The organism is Exiguobacterium sp. BMC-KP (genome assembly GCF_001275385.1).
Classification (GTDB): Bacteria; Bacillota; Bacilli; order Exiguobacteriales; family Exiguobacteriaceae; genus Exiguobacterium_A.
Map to the genome: position 1 here is coordinate 207769 of NZ_LGIW01000013.1, position 15432 is coordinate 223200.

General features: G+C 50.1%; 14 protein-coding genes, 1 rRNA gene and 1 riboswitch. All 15 genes read right to left on the reverse strand.

The window, feature by feature from the left end; all coding sequences use genetic code 11:
- Positions 1-29: 29 nt before the first annotated feature.
- Positions 30-1769 (reverse strand): adenine deaminase C-terminal domain-containing protein, encoded by a 1740-nt coding sequence (locus tag ADM98_RS03860; protein ID WP_053452338.1) that lies wholly within the window; start codon positions 1767-1769, stop codon positions 30-32.
- Between the two features lie 210 nt (positions 1770-1979).
- Complete coding sequence (purD, locus tag ADM98_RS03865; protein WP_053452339.1) at positions 1980-3242, reverse strand: phosphoribosylamine--glycine ligase; 1263 nt, start codon at positions 3240-3242, stop codon at positions 1980-1982.
- A gap of 15 nt (positions 3243-3257) precedes the next feature.
- On the reverse strand, positions 3258-4778 hold the full coding sequence (gene purH / locus ADM98_RS03870; protein WP_053452340.1) for a bifunctional phosphoribosylaminoimidazolecarboxamide formyltransferase/IMP cyclohydrolase: 1521 nt from the start codon (positions 4776-4778) through the stop codon (positions 3258-3260).
- Positions 4775-5350 carry a phosphoribosylglycinamide formyltransferase gene (gene purN / locus ADM98_RS03875; RefSeq protein WP_053452341.1) on the reverse strand — a complete coding sequence of 192 codons (576 nt, stop codon included), beginning with the start codon at positions 5348-5350 and terminating at the stop codon, positions 4775-4777. The genes purH and purN overlap by 4 nt, the downstream gene beginning before the upstream one ends.
- Positions 5347-6381 carry a phosphoribosylformylglycinamidine cyclo-ligase gene (gene purM / locus ADM98_RS03880; RefSeq protein ID WP_035412289.1) on the reverse strand — a complete coding sequence of 345 codons (1035 nt, stop codon included), beginning with the start codon at positions 6379-6381 and terminating at the stop codon, positions 5347-5349. Before purM ends, purN begins: the two co-directional genes overlap by 4 nt.
- Before the next feature lie 16 nt (positions 6382-6397).
- Complete coding sequence (gene purF / locus ADM98_RS03885; RefSeq protein WP_053452342.1) at positions 6398-7807, reverse strand: amidophosphoribosyltransferase; 1410 nt, start codon at positions 7805-7807, stop codon at positions 6398-6400.
- The gene (purL, locus tag ADM98_RS03890) at positions 7783-10002 is read right to left on the reverse strand and encodes a phosphoribosylformylglycinamidine synthase subunit PurL (RefSeq protein WP_053452343.1); all 2220 of its coding nucleotides are present in this window, start codon (positions 10000-10002) and stop codon (positions 7783-7785) included. The genes purF and purL overlap by 25 nt, the downstream gene beginning before the upstream one ends.
- Positions 9983-10666: a phosphoribosylformylglycinamidine synthase subunit PurQ gene (gene purQ / locus ADM98_RS03895; protein WP_053452344.1), complete on the reverse strand. Its 684-nt coding sequence runs from the start codon at positions 10664-10666 to the stop codon at positions 9983-9985. The genes purL and purQ overlap by 20 nt, the downstream gene beginning before the upstream one ends.
- A complete protein-coding gene (gene purS, locus ADM98_RS03900) occupies positions 10663-10911 on the reverse strand; it encodes a phosphoribosylformylglycinamidine synthase subunit PurS (protein WP_023467069.1) in 249 nt (82 codons plus the stop codon). Before purS ends, purQ begins: the two co-directional genes overlap by 4 nt.
- Entirely contained in the window at positions 10908-11615 is a 708-nt protein-coding gene (gene purC, locus ADM98_RS03905; RefSeq protein ID WP_053452345.1) for a phosphoribosylaminoimidazolesuccinocarboxamide synthase, read from the reverse strand. The genes purS and purC overlap by 4 nt, the downstream gene beginning before the upstream one ends.
- 59 nt (positions 11616-11674) lie before the next feature.
- The gene (gene purB, locus ADM98_RS03910) at positions 11675-12970 is read right to left on the reverse strand and encodes an adenylosuccinate lyase (RefSeq protein WP_053452346.1); all 1296 of its coding nucleotides are present in this window, start codon (positions 12968-12970) and stop codon (positions 11675-11677) included.
- Complete coding sequence (gene purK / locus ADM98_RS03915) at positions 12967-14070, reverse strand: 5-(carboxyamino)imidazole ribonucleotide synthase (RefSeq protein ID WP_053452347.1); 1104 nt, start codon at positions 14068-14070, stop codon at positions 12967-12969. The genes purB and purK overlap by 4 nt, the downstream gene beginning before the upstream one ends.
- Positions 14067-14558 carry a 5-(carboxyamino)imidazole ribonucleotide mutase gene (gene purE / locus ADM98_RS03920; RefSeq protein WP_053452348.1) on the reverse strand — a complete coding sequence of 164 codons (492 nt, stop codon included), beginning with the start codon at positions 14556-14558 and terminating at the stop codon, positions 14067-14069. Before purE ends, purK begins: the two co-directional genes overlap by 4 nt.
- Before the next feature lie 89 nt (positions 14559-14647).
- Positions 14648-14749: riboswitch (purine riboswitch) on the reverse strand.
- A gap of 209 nt (positions 14750-14958) precedes the next feature.
- The gene (locus tag ADM98_RS03925; RefSeq protein ID WP_029340738.1) at positions 14959-15156 is read right to left on the reverse strand and encodes an NETI motif-containing protein; all 198 of its coding nucleotides are present in this window, start codon (positions 15154-15156) and stop codon (positions 14959-14961) included.
- Between the two features lie 99 nt (positions 15157-15255).
- Positions 15256-15371 (reverse strand): 5S ribosomal RNA (rrf, locus tag ADM98_RS03930).
- Positions 15372-15432 lie beyond the last annotated feature (61 nt).

The following is a 15432-nucleotide window of genomic DNA, read 5'->3' on the forward strand; positions in this document are numbered from 1 at the left end:
TTAAAGCGCGACGTTTTAAAATTCAAGCGTCATCGCAAAATCGCTGGGAAAAGGACTTTTTTCCGAAGGACTTCATATATTCCCTGCGGTGTAATCCGCACATATGGCAAGTGAGTTGACGCTAGGAATAGCAACGTATAGACAGGATCTTCAAACGCATAACCGCGTTCGAACAAGGCTTCCCGTAAAGCGGTTTCCTGAACGATCAAATCTTCGAGTGGCAAGTCGGACGTCTGCCCCATTAAGGTCAATGGAACTTCAGCGATGACTTCCCCGTCTTCAACGAGAACGATTCCACCGCCGAACGCTTTCATTCGATCAAACGCGACTTGCATATCTCGTTTCGATTTACCAATCATTAAAATATCACCACTGATTGAGTACGAACTGACAAGACCGCCGACTTGTGTCGCAAAGTTTTTCAGAACGGTATTTAAACGCCACTTTCCTTCCCGATCGAGTAACATCAAGAATGATTCATCGCAACCTGCTGGTAACACAGGCACACTCGTATCGTGCTCGACTTGGTACAGCTTCATGATGACGGAATTGACCATCTCAAGACCAACCGGCATGCTGAACGAAAAATCCTGTTCCGTTAACGAAACCTGGACTTCCGAGCGTGGCATGAGTGCATAGACAGCATCGAGCGCTTCTGCCGGGTAACACGGAATATCCGCTTGGCGCACCCACGTTCCGCGTGCAAGGACAGCGACTGGTGTCGGAGCATCTTTTGCTTCGAGGAAGTTGAGATGGGCAATCCGTCCTGGTGCGATACTTCCGAGTAGATGATCGAGATTAAAATGACGTGCTGCATTGTACGACGCAATTCGGTATGCTTCTTCGACGGGAATTCCTGCCTCAAGCATCAGTCGGATCGTCTCATCCATCATTCCTGCTTTATAGAAGGACGGTGTCGAACCATCCGTCGTCACTAGCACTTTATCGAACTGCGTCAATCCTGCTTCTACGAGACCTTTAAAGATATCCGGTAGATCTGGACGAATCGACGAGTACCGAATCGTCGTCGTATAGCCGAGTTCAAGACGCGTCATCGCCTCTTCGACGGTCATCGATTCATGATCGCTCGTCACGCCGTAAAGCGCCATCTTCGTCAATGTCTTCGCTGAAGCACCAGGGAAATGACCCTCGATTGGTTTTCCAAGTTTGATCGCATCCTGCATCCAGTGAAGCAGTTCATCATCTCCTTGCGAGAGACGTGGCCATCCCGTCAACTCACCCGCTTGGATGACTTGTGGATGCTTGAGCCACGCTTGAATCCGGCGATTATCAATTGAGATACTATCGGCATCAAGTTCCGTCTGCGCATCAAGACGTGCCCACCAGTACATCGAGGTCGGTAAGTCCGCTAACGCTTCAACTTGAGCAAACGCTTGCTCCGTCGGCTCTAGTAACAGCAACATGTTATCGTTGACGAGTGTCGATGTTCCCCGCTCCGCCGCAAACTTCGCAAGACTCGCTGGATTATACAGCTGGAATGGATGAGCATGGGGTTCAATGTAACCAGGTACGATATATTGACCTGTTGCATCATGGTACGCATCGGCTTGTTCCGGCATTTCTGGACCGACATAGACAATCCGGTCGCCGCTAATCCAGATGTTCGCCGTCCGCCAGGCTTTGACTCCATGATTCAGGTAGGTGGCATTCTGTATGACAAGTGTCGGTGCAAGCTTTCCGCTGATGACCGCTTGGTGTGTCCGTACTTCAGATTTCGTCCAAGGGGATCTTCCACAATTTTTTTTCACGAAAGCTCGACCTCCTTTGTTTTATTGAAAACGCTTTCTTATAGTTCTTATACTAAAATGTTACTAAGTAAGTTTCAAGAAGTTTTGCCCCGTTCCGGATTCATTTGGTCAAAATAACACAATTTCGCCATGGAAGACAAATCTTTTCGTGCACTTCGCCAAGAAACAAAAAACCAGACGCGACTCTTTCGAGCACGTCTGGTTCAGATATTACGATTCATATGAGGTACGAAAGGCTTTTTGCGCGATATCAGTTCGGTAAAAGAATGGTTGATCCGTCACGTCTGGCAAGTTCGCATAGACCTGTTCGACCGCTTGCTCGATCGTCTCAGCACGGCTGACACAAACGAGGACACGTCCACCGGCTGAGACAAGTTGATCGTCTCGTTCTGCCGTTCCGGCATGAAAGACGAGAAGGTCGTCCCCAATCTGATCAAGTGGAATCACTTGCCCCGTTTTCGGCGCTTCCGGATATCCTTTTGCTGCGACGACGACACCAACAGCTGCTTGATCTGTCCAAACGACTTCCGGCGTCTGTCCGTCCATTAGTGGCATGATGACATCAAGCAACGGTGTCTCTAAACGCGGGAGAATGACTTCCGTCTCCGGATCACCAAAGCGGGCATTGAACTCGATGACGAATGGTCCTTGTTTCGTCAGCATCAGACCGGCATAGAGGAAACCGGTGAACGGAATCCCTTCACTAGCCATCTGATCGACGAGTGGCTGAATGATTCGTTCGACAGCTTCTGTCGTCAACGCTGCTTCGTCCCACTGAGGAAGCGGTGAATACGCGCCCATTCCTCCTGTGTTCGGACCTAAGTCACCGTCAAACGCCCGTTTATGATCTTGTGATAACACCATCGGGATGACCGTCTCTTCGTGCACGAATGCCATCAACGAACACTCTTCCCCGACTAGACACTCTTCGATGACGACACAGCTTTGCTGCCCGTATTCCCCAGCAAACGTATCGTGGATTGCTTCGAGTGCCTGATCGATCGTTTCTGCGACCGTGACTCCTTTTCCGGCAGCAAGTCCATCGGCTTTGATGACGATCGGTGCACCCGCTTTGCGAACATACGCCTCTGCATCTGCTGCTGAAGTAAAGACGGCGTGAGCAGCGGTCGGAATACCGGCACGCTCCATCAATTCTTTCGCGAACTGCTTACTTCCTTCGATCGCTGCTGCTTCCCGTGTTGGTCCGAAGATCTGCAGTCCCGCTGCCTGAAAGGCGTTAACGACTCCGAGAACAAGTGGTCCTTCTGGTCCAACGATTGTCCAATCGATCTGTTCGTCTTTTGCGAACGTTACGAGTTCATCGATGGCATCTTCGGCGATTGGAACACATGTTGCTTGTGTCATCCCGGCATTCCCGGGCGCAGCATATACCGTCTCGATCCGTTCATCCTGTGCCAGCTTCCAGACGAGCGCGTGTTCACGCCCTCCTTTACCAATCACCAATACCTTCATTCAAATCGCCTCCGCTTAGTGTTTGAAATGTCGAACGTTCGTAAAGATCATCGTAATGCCATGTTTGTTACACGCATCGATCGACTCTTGATCGCGAATCGAGCCACCTGGTTGAATGATTGCCGTAATGCCAGCTGCTGCCGCCGCTTCGACTGTATCCCCCATTGGGAAGAAAGCATCGGAAGCAAGGGATGCGCCAACCGCTTTTTCTCCGGCTTGCGTAATCGCGATGTTTGCCGAACCAACACGGTTCATCTGTCCTGCACCAACACCGACGGTTACTTCGTCTTTCGCGAGAACGATCGCATTCGACTTGACGTGTTTAACAGCGCGCCATGCCAGTTTCAAATCTTCCCATTCCGCCGCTGTCGGCTTGCGGTCTGTGACGACGCGTGCTGCCGCATCATCAAGCGTCTCATCGTCACTGTCTTGGACGAGCATGCCGCCGGCAACTGCTGTATAGCGGATCGCTTGGACACGTTTGACGTCAAGTTCGAGCAGACGAATGTTCTTTTTCGCTGACAATAAGTTGAATGCTTCTTCTGTGAAGGACGGGGCAATGATGATTTCAAGGAAGATGCCGCTTAGTTGTTCTGCTGTTTCAAGATCGACTTCGCGGTTCAAGGCGACGATCCCACCGAAGATCGAGACAGGGTCTGCTGCATGCGCGCGACGGAATGCCTCTCCGATCGTTGGACCGACGGCAACGCCACATGGGTTCATGTGTTTGACAACGACGGCTGCTGCTTCGCGGAACTCGTCGAGAATTTCGAGGGCTGCGTTTGCATCTTGAATGTTGTTATACGACAACTCTTTACCATGCAACTGCTTCGCGGAAGCAAGAGAAGCCCCACGGTAAATCGGTGTTTTATAAAAGGCTGCTTCTTGGTGCGGATTTTCTCCGTAACGGAGGTCTTGGACCTTCTCAAGCGTGATCGTCAACTGATCCGGGAACTTCTCCCCTGTTTGCGTCAAGAAATAATCCGCAATCAACGCATCGTACGCCGCTGTATGACGGAATGCTTTTGCAGCAAGACGTTGGCGTGTCTCAAACGTCGTTCCACCTTCACGAACCTCAGCAACGACTGTTTCGTAATCGGCTGGATCGACGACGACCGTCACAGCTGCGTGGTTCTTCGCCGCTGAACGCAACATGCTTGGACCACCGATATCGATGTTCTCGATCGCATCCGCATACGCAACGTCTTCTTGTAAGACTGTCTGCTTGAACGGATACAGGTTGACGACGACGAAATCGATCGGTTGAATCTGTTGCGCAGCCATCTGCTCACGATGAGATTCAAGGTCACGACGACCGAGTAATCCACCATGAACCATCGGATGGAGCGTCTTGACACGTCCATCGAGCATCTCTGGGAATTGTGTGACTTCACTGATACCAATGACCGGAAGCCCAGCTTCCTCTAATGCTTGATGTGTTCCTCCTGTCGAGACAAGCTCGATACCTGCTTCGTGAAACGCTCGTCCCAGTTCGACGATCCCTGTTTTGTCCGACACACTAATTAACGCTCTCATACGTTTGCCTCCTCTTTCATCCACTCTTCGATGACTTGCGGATACAGTCTATGTTCGACACGCTGAATCGCTTGTTGCAACGTTTCACGCGTCATCTCTTCTGTAATCCGAACGGCTTCTTGAGCCATGATCGGTCCTGTGTCCATTCCTTCATCGACTATATGAATTGTAACACCTGTGATTTTAACTCCGCCACGAAATGCTTGTCCGATCGCATCTTTTCCTGGAAACGCTGGAAGCAGCGACGGATGAATGTTAACGATTCGCCCTGCGTATCGTCCGAGCAACTCTTCCCCAATCAAACGCATGTAACCGGCAAGGATGATCCGTTCAACACCTTTTGCTTCAAGACGAGCGATGATTTCCCGCTCAAAACTTGGTTTATCAGGATAGTCCTTCGCCCGAAAGACGAAGACGTCACATCCGCGTCGTTTTGCCCGTTCAATGACCGGTGCGTCCGGTTGATCACAGACGATCAGTTCGATTGAGGCATGTAACGTCCCTGCCTCGATTGCTTCAAAAAGTGCTTCGACATTACTACCGCTTCCTGATGCAAAACAGGCGATCTTCATGCGTCGACTCCTTGAATCCGGACACCTTCTTGATCGGTCACGTGACCAATCACGTACGCTGTCTCATTTTCACGAGCGAGGCGTGCTGTTACTTCCGCAACATCTTCCGGTTTGACGATCAACATGAAACCGATGCCCATGTTGAAGACGTTATACATATCATGTCGTGGCAGATCACCTGCTTGTTCAAGCCAGTCAAAGACCGGTAACGTCGGCCACTTTTTCGGATCAAACGATGCACCAAGACCCTCTGGCAAGACGCGTGGTACGTTTTCGTAGAAACCGCCACCTGTAATATGCACCATCGCTTGAATTTTTTCCGTCTCAAGGGCTGCTTTGACCGCTTCGACGTAGATGCGTGTCGGCATGAGCAGCGCATTGCCGAGCGTATGACCGAGCATCATGACTTCATCTTCGTAGCTAAGGCCACTCTCAGCGACGATTTTACGGACGAGTGAGAACCCGTTCGAATGGACACCAGACGAAGCGAGACCAAGAATGACATCGCCTGCTGCGACCTTGTCACCGGTGATCAACTTTTGTTTCTCAACGGCACCGACGGCAAAACCAGCGATATCGTATTCGCCATCTGCGTACATACCTGGCATTTCTGCCGTCTCGCCACCGATCAACGTACATCCGGCTTGGACACATCCTTCAGCAACACCGGCGACGATGCGTTCGATCTTCGCTGGAATCGCCTGACCGAGCGCGATGTAGTCGAGGAAATAAAGCGGTTCTGCACCTTGGACGATGATATCGTTCACGCACATCGCGACACAGTCGATCCCGATTGTATCGTGTTGTTCGAGTGCGAAGGCAAGCTTGAGTTTCGTACCGACCCCGTCCGTTCCGCTGACGAGAACCGGTTCTTTCAACTGCAATTGGCTGAGGTCGAACATCGCACCAAAGCTACCGAGTCCCGTTAATACTTCTTTGCGCATCGAACGGGCGACGTGTTTTTTCATTCGAGTGACGGACTCATATCCTGCCGTCAGACTCACACCTGCTGCTTCGTAATGTTTGCTCATGTTCTTCCCCCATCTATCAAAGTTTAGCTTCTAACTCGAGCGAACCGAGTGGTGTCGGATACTCTCCTGTGAAGCAAGCGGTACATTGTCCTTTTAATGGTCCTTCAAATGGGCGATCGATTGCATCGACCATCCCTGGTACAGTTAGGAACTCAAGTGAATCAGCACCGATTTCTTGACGGATCTCTTCCGGCATCAAGCGGGCAGAGATTAACTCGTCTTTTGACGATGTATCAATCCCGTAATAACATGGATTCGTAATCGGTGGTGCCGTGATACGAACATGAACTTCCGTTGCACCGGCTTCACGTAATAAACCGACGATCCGGCGACTCGTCGTTCCCCGGACGATCGAATCATCGACCATGATGACACGCTTGCCTTGTACGACGCCGCGTAACGCAGACAACTTCATTTTGACCCCACGTTCCCGTAACTCCTGTGACGGCTGGATGAACGTCCGTCCGACATAACGATTTTTGATCAATCCCATTTCATACGGAATACCACTCGCTTCCGCGTAACCGATCGCTGCCGAGATACTGGAATCCGGTACCCCTGTAACGACGTCTGCTTCGACCGGTGCTTCTTCATACATCTTTTTCCCGAGTGCTTTCCGGGCCGTATGGACGTTGACACCATCAATGATTGAATCCGGACGTGAGAAGTAGATATATTCCATCGAACACATTGCTCGTTCGCGTGGTTCCATGTATTGACGAGACGACATACCCTGTTCTGTGATCGTCACGAGCTCCCCCGGCTCAATATCACGAATGAACTCTGCACCGACGATATCAAAGGCACATGTCTCTGATGCAAATACGATGCCGCCGTCCGGTGTCTTCCCGAGTGACAGTGGACGAAGTCCGTGTGGATCAACCGCCACGAATAACGTATCTTCCGTTAAGAACAGAAAGGCAAACGCCCCGACGAGACGAGCGAGACTATCAGCAATCCGGTCTTCGAGTGTGTCGAGCTTACTACGTTTGACAAGGTGAGCGACGACTTCCGTATCACTCGTCGTCTGAAAGATTGCACCTTCTGCTTCTAGTAGATGTTTCAGCGAATCGGCATTGACGAGGTTTCCGTTATGTGCGAGGGCAAGATCTCCCGTCCGCGATTTGAAATGAAGCGGTTGGGTATTCTCAAGCGTGTTTCCCCCTGCTGTCGAATACCGGACGTGTCCGATCGCGTGATGTCCTCTAAGATCTGTCAGTGTCTCTTCCGAAAAGACTTCTGTCACGAGTCCTTGCCCGCGGTGCGGGAAGAGGTCGTCGCCGTCACTCGTGACGATTCCTGCCCCTTCCTGTCCCCGGTGTTGCAAACTATGCAAGCCATAATAGGCGAGTTGCGCTGCATTCGGTTGTCCGAAGATCCCGAAGACGCCACATTCCTCATTTAGTCCTTTGATGTCATATAACACGCGATTGCTCCTTCCCAGTCTCCCTGTAAGGTCGAACGGTCTGCTTCGATCCGTGTGTCTGTCGTCTCGATGACAAGAAGCTCATCGTTCGTGACGACACCGATCGCTTGAGCACCGGTCCGTTGTTCGAATGCTGCAGCGTGTGCTTGTGGCACAGTAACGACGAAACGTGATTGCGATTCACTGAACAGGTGTAACGTTGGTCCATCAAACTGAACCGTCAACCCGAGGTTCGTCCCAAATGTCATCTCAGCGAGGGCGATCGCGAGACCACCTTCTGAAACGTCATGCATCGCATTGACTTCACCTGCTTGTACTGCTTGTTGTAACAATTGTAAGCGTGCGTGTTCGACTGCTAAATCGATTTGTGGTGCGCGACCGAATGATTTACCGAATTGCATATATTGAAGCTCACTACCACCAAACTCGGCTGTTGTTTCGCCTAACAGATAAATCTGATCACCTGCTTGTTTGACGTGTTGTGTCGTAATCCATTCTGTCTGCTCGTGTAATCCGACCATTCCAACGACCGGTGTCGGGTGAACCGCTTGACCAGCTGACTCATTGTAGAGCGAGACGTTCCCACCGATGACGGGTGTCTCAAGAACACGACATGCTTCCGCCATACCAGCTGTTGCTTGCTGCAACTGCCAGAAGCCTTCTGGTTTATCCGGATTTCCGAAGTTCAGACAATCCGTGATAGCAAGTGGTGTCGCACCACTCGCGACGATATTACGGGCTGCTTCCGCAACGGCAATCTGTCCACCGACGTATGGATCCAAGTAGACGAAGCGACTGTTACAGTCGGTCGTCATCGCGAGTGCTTTGTTCGTACCGCGAACGCGGATGACAGCTGCATCTGATCCCGGTGCGACGACCGTTGATGTCTGGACCATATGATCGTACTGATCGTAGACCCAGCGTTTCGAAGCGATCGTCGGCTGACGAAGTAGTGCTCGCCATGTCTCAACAACGTCCTCGACGACTGGAAGTGTCTCTTCCATCGCTTGGAATTCTTCATAATACGCAGGAACGCGGGATGGTTTTTCATAGACTGGTGCTTCTTCCGCTAATGCGTCAACCGGAACTTCCGCTACGATATCCCCATGATGGATCAAACGTAAGACTTTCTCTTCAATGACTTCTCCAACATGAACGGCATGGAGTCCCCATTTGCTGACGATTGCTTCAATCTCTGCTTCGCGCCCACGTTTGACGACGAGTAACATTCGCTCTTGTGATTCTGAAAGCATCATTTCGTAGGCAGTCATCCCTGTCTCCCGTTGCGGGACGTCATCGAGATGCATCTCGATGCCCATGCCTGCTTTTGAAGCCATCTCTGCTGAAGAAGATGTTAGTCCAGCAGCGCCCATATCCTGCATCCCGACAAGTGCTGGATGACCAACGATTTCAAGACAAGCTTCAATCAATAGCTTCTCCATGAACGGATCACCGACTTGAACAGCTGGACGTTTTGCTTCCGTATCTTCTCCGAGATCCTCCGAGGCAAACGTCGCACCATGGATGCCGTCGCGCCCAGTAGCTGCACCGACGTACATGACTGAGTTCCCGACACCTTTTGCCTGACCTTTTTGAATATCCGCATGGTTGATCAAACCGATACACATCGCGTTGACGAGTGGATTGCCTTCATATGAGCGATCAAATCCGATTTCGCCACCGATCGTTGGGATACCGACACAGTTGCCATAACCCGCGATCCCAGCGACGACTTGTTCGAACAGTTGATTGACACGTGGTGTACCGAGATGACCGAAACGGAGCGAGTTCATGAGCGCGACCGGGCGTGCCCCCATCGAGAAGATGTCGCGAATGATTCCGCCGACGCCTGTCGCAGCACCTTGATACGGTTCAACAGCGGATGGATGGTTGTGACTTTCAATCTTAAAGACGACAGCTTGCTCATCGCCAATATCAACAACACCTGCTCCTTCCCCTGGTCCTTGTAAGACACGTGATCCAGTCGTCGGGAATTGACGAAGGACGGGTTTAGATGTCTTGTACGAACAATGCTCAGACCACATGACTGAGAACAGTCCTGTTTCTGTGTAGTTCGGTTGGCGTCCCAGTAAATCGACGACCATCTGGTATTCCGCATCACTTAAGCCCATCGTGGCATAAACGCGTTGCTCTTGAATCAATTCTGGTGTTGGTTCAGACTGTTGTTTTAGCATGATGTGCCCCCTGTTTGACGAGTGAAGTAAAGAGTTTCAATCCATCTGTTCCGCCAGTCAATAGCTCGACTGCTCGTTCTGGGTGTGGCATCATCCCAAGAACGTTACCCGCTTTATTCGTGATCCCGGCGATATCGCCGCGCGAACCGTTTGGATTGTCGACATACGTGAAGGCGATTTGCCCATTTGTTTGGAGCATCGCGTAAGTCGCATCATCGCAGTAGTAGTTGCCTTCGCCATGTGCGATTGGAATCGAGATTGTCTCGCCTGGCGTATAATCCGATGTAAACCGTGTCTTCGTATTTTCAACCTTCAGTTCGACCGTCCGACACATGAACTTCAAGCCATTGTTCCGGTGTAAGACACCTGGCAAGAGCCCCGCTTCGACAAGGATCTGGAATCCATTACATACCCCGAGGACCGTTTTCCCTTCTGCCGCGAAGCGTTTGACTTCTTCCATGATTGGTGAGAAGCGTGCGATCGCACCGCAACGGAGGTAATCTCCGTAAGAGAAGCCACCCGGTAACAGGACACCATCATAGCCTTCAAGTGAGGTTTCGGTATGGAAGACGTATTCAGCTTCTTCTCCGAGCGCATCCTTAACCGCATGGTACATATCTAAATCACAGTTCGATCCCGGAAAGACGATGACCGCGAACTTCATGCTGGCGTCACCTCTTCGATCGTAATCTGGTAATCTTCCATCACCGTGTTAACGAGTAGTTTTTGACACATCTCATGAATCATCGCTTCTGTCGTTTCCGTTTCAACGAGCAGTTCAATCTGTTTTCCGATTCGGACACTCTCGACACCGGTAAAACCAAGCTGTTGTAATCCGCCTTTTACAGCAACTCCTTGTGGATCTAAAATGCTTTCCCGTAATGCGATCGATACGATGACTTTTTTCATTGTGTGTTTCCCCCTAGGCGATTGAATAGTGTTTGGTATGTCTCTGTCAGTGAACCGATATTGCGTCGAAAGACATCTTTATCGAGATGTTCTCCAGTTTCCTGATCCCACAAGCGGCATGTATCAGGTGAAATCTCATCAGCCAGTAGAATCGTTCCATCTGCCGTTTTGCCGTATTCCAATTTAAAATCAATCAACGTGATTCCGTTTTGACGGAAGTAAGGTTGCAAGACTTCATTCACGCGAAGTGCTTTGTCCGACAGCTCTTCTAGTTCCTCTGAAGTCGCAATCTTCAGTAAATTGATGTGTGATGAGGTGACGAGTGGATCGCCTAACGTATCATCTTTATAGTAGAACTCAACGATTGGTGCTTCGAGCACTGTACCTTCTTCGATACCGAGCCGTTTACTCAAGCTTCCCGCGACGACGTTTCGGACGACGACTTCGAGTGGAATGATAGTGACACGACGTACGAGCTGTTCGCGCTCCGAGACACGCTCAATGAAATGTGTCGGAATGCCCGCTTGTTCGAGGATTTCAAAGAAATGACTCGTCAATCGGTTGTTCAATTCGCCTTTTCCAGCAAATACTTCTTTTTTCTCGCCGTTGAATGCCGTGGCCTCGTCTTTATAGACGATCCGGAGCACATCCTGCTCCTGCGTCGTGTACAATCGTTTTGCTTTTCCTTCATAAAGTGGTTGCATCGCTTTCGTCCCCCATGATCCTAAGATGTAGACGGGGCAAGTGCCCCGTCTCAGGTTGATTAGTTCAAGCCACACCGTTCAAAAATTTCATCGACACGACTCGTATGGTACGTCGGATCGAAACAAGCATCGAGCTCTTCTTCTGTGAAAAGCTGTTGAATGTCCTGTTCTTGCCACAATAAGTCACGGAACATGATTTGCTCTTCCCACGCCTGCATCGCACGCGGTTGAACGAAATCATACGCTGCTTCACGTGACCAGCCTTTTTCGATTAAAGCGAGTAAGACATGTCCCGAGAAGATGACCCCAAACGTCCGGTCCATGTTCCGCTTCATATTTTCCGGGAAGACTGTCAAGTTCTTCACGATGTTTCCGAAACGATTCAACATGTAGTTGAGTAGTCCTGTTGCGTCCGGGAGAATGATGCGTTCTGCCGAAGAGTGCGAGATATCGCGTTCGTGCCAGAGTGAGACATTCTCGTACGCTGTCACCATGTGTCCACGGATGACTCGGGCAAGACCTGTCATGTTCTCAGAGCCGATCGGATTCCGCTTGTGCGGCATCGCCGATGATCCTTTTTGACCTTTAGCGAAGAATTCTTCGACTTCACGCGTTTCTGTCTTTTGTAGACCGCGGATCTCCGTTGCCATTTTTTCAATCGATGTCGCGATCAGAGCAAGCGTCGACATATAGTGTGCATGACGATCCCGCTGTAACGTCTGTGTTGAAACCGGTGCTGGTTTCGTCCCTAATTTTTCGCAGACATACTTTTCAATGAACGGATCGATATTCGCGAATGTTCCGACGGCACCTGACATCTTGCCGTATTCGACCGTCTCACGCGCTGCTTCGAAACGAACCTTGTTCCGTTTCATCTCTTCATACCAAAGCGCTAGTTTCAGACCGAACGTCGTCGGTTCTGCATGTACGCCATGTGTGCGTCCCATCATGACCGTATATTTATGTTCGTTCGCTTTGACTTTTAATATGTCGATGAAACGATCGAGATCCGCAGCGAGAATATCGTTCGCTTGTTTTAACAGATACGAAAGTGCTGTATCAACGACGTCCGTTGACGTTAATCCGTAGTGGACCCATTTGCGTTCTTCTCCGAGCGTCTCAGAGACGGCACGCGTGAAGGCGATGACATCATGGCGTGTCTCTTGCTCGATTTCAAGGATCCGGTTGACATCAAAAGAGGCATTGTCCCAAAGTAATTGAACGTCCTCTTTCGGGATGACTCCTAGTTCACTCCATGCTTCACATGCAAGAATCTCGACTTTTAACCAAGCCTCAAATTTGTTTTGTTCGGTCCAGATCGCTTTCATCTCAGGACGTGTATACCGTTCGATCATTGAACTGTCTCCTTCCATATCGACAGGCGTTCGACTTCTGCCAAAGCATCGTCGACGGTGTCCGCAAGGATGTTTAAATGTCCCATCTTGCGACCTGTCTTGGCTTCTGCTTTTCCATATAAGTGAACTTTCGTCCGAGCGTTTAGTCTCGGCAGTTCCTCGTATAATGCTGTGACATGCTGACCCAGGATGTTCGCCATGACGACCGGTGTCGTCAGACGGGTATCACCGAGTGGGAGACCACTGATGGCACGGATATGTTGCTCGAATTGGGATGTTTCGCAAGCATCGATTGAATAGTGACCCGAATTGTGTGGTCGGGGTGCTAGCTCATTGACGATCAGTCGAGATCCAACGACGAACAACTCGATGGCGAGTGTACCGATTAGCCCGACAGCATCCGCGATCGATTCAGCGAGAGCAATCGCTTCTTGTTCGAGCGATTCCGAAATGCGAGCCGGTACGATCGATAGATGCAAAATGTTCTTCTGATGAATGTTCTCGCTAACAGGGAAAACGCGAGTCTCTGTTGCGCTTCGAGTCACGATGACGGAAATTTCCTGATCAAACGGTAACCATTGTTCTGCGACATACTCAGTCGGTTCGAATTGTTCGATTGCCGCTTGGAACTCTTCTTCCGTCCGAATGACGGTCTGTCCTTTTCCGTCGTATCCGAATCGTGCTGTCTTCAAGACGAATGGTAATCCGAGTTGTTGCTTCGCTTCTTCTAAATCAGAAGAATCTGTCACCGGGTAGTATGGAGCGACGGAATGTCCGATGCGTTCAATCATCTCTTTTTCTCGTACTCGATGTTGCGTTTGAAAGAGGAGATCGGTTCCGTGAATCAATTTCGTTCCGATCGCTTCAGCGACTTCCGTCGAGATGTTCTCGAATTCGTAGGTGACGACATCCGATTCAGCTGCAAGTTGCTTCGCTGCTTCAACATCCGTGAAAGCCGCTTGAATGTGTTGATCCGCCACTTGCGCACACGGTGCGTTGTCTGTTGGATCAAGCGTCAGAATCTCAAAGCCCATCTCACGGGCGGACAGTGCCATCATTCGACCGAGTTGACCGCCACCTAATATTCCGATTCGCTTCATAGTAGGTTCCCTCCGGATGCAATGACGTCCCCTTCGAGTTCAACACGCATATGATCAAGCTTGCGGGCAAGCCGTTCATCTTGAATCGACAAAATTTGAGCAGCTAGTAATCCAGCGTTTTTCGCGCCTGCTTCTCCGATGGCAACCGTTGCGACCGGCACACCACCTGGCATTTGAACAATTGAGAGCAAGGAGTCGATTCCTTGTAGTGCTCTACTCTTCACAGGAACACCGATGACCGGTAAGGTCGTTTTAGCAGCGACCATGCCTGGTAGATGAGCGGCACCGCCTGCACCAGCAATGATGACTTTTAATCCTCGTTCACGTGCTGACTCAGCATAACGAAACATTAGATCCGGTGTCCGATGTGCGGAGACGACCTTCTTCTCAAACGGAATCTCGAGTTGCTCCAACACATCACATGTATGTTTCATCGTTTCCCAATCCGATTGACTTCCCATGATGACGCCGACTTCTATATTTCCCATCGCTGTTTCCTCCTTTGTACATAAAAAAAGCCCAAACCACAGCTAAAAGGGTGGCTTAGGGTATAAAAAGGTACGCCAAAGAAATATCGACGAACATCCATATACCCCATAGTCCAACGATTTAGGGTCGTTGGGTAGAAACTTGCAAGCCATATCCCTGCTATTATACGAGGTGTTTATATTCAATCATCCTGTCACGACTTCATCTTAACAAGTCCATCCCAAGGCGTCAACCAAAGACGAACAATTTAATTGTCTGAAAATTTATCGTTCGGTTTTAAAAGCTGTTTTTCTGATTTCATCTCGTGTCCATTCGGAGTTTATTTTTTTGATATACCTCAGACGCGTTCAAACAAAAAAAAGCACCCTCCAGTTATCTTGGAGGATGCTCGCGACGTAGTTATTCGCTTTCTTTCACTTTACAATCGAAGACGATTTGTTGACGGATTGGATATGGTTCGCCATTGGCGTCTAATCCAAAGATCGGCTCTTCTCGTCGGACCGTCGGGCGGTATCCCATGGCATCGATACGATCCAAACAAGCACCAATCGTCTCGTTCTCTTCGACGGCTACGCGTAGTTTCGTTTTTTTCGCCATATCCCTGTTCAGTCCCTTCATTAAAGTAGATACATGTCTTTCTACAAAAAGACACAAAAAAGCGGCGGCCCTTGAGCGTATGCTCCAGAACCACCGTTTGCCTGGCAACGTCCTATCCTCACAGGGGGAAGCCCCCAACTACTTTCGGCGTTCAAGTGCTTAACTTCCGTGTTCGGCATGGGAACGGGTGTGACCACTTGGCTATCGTCACCAGACGACGGGCTCGCGCCCTCAAAACTGAAGTCATCAACAATGCATCTGCTAGAACAAGGCCTC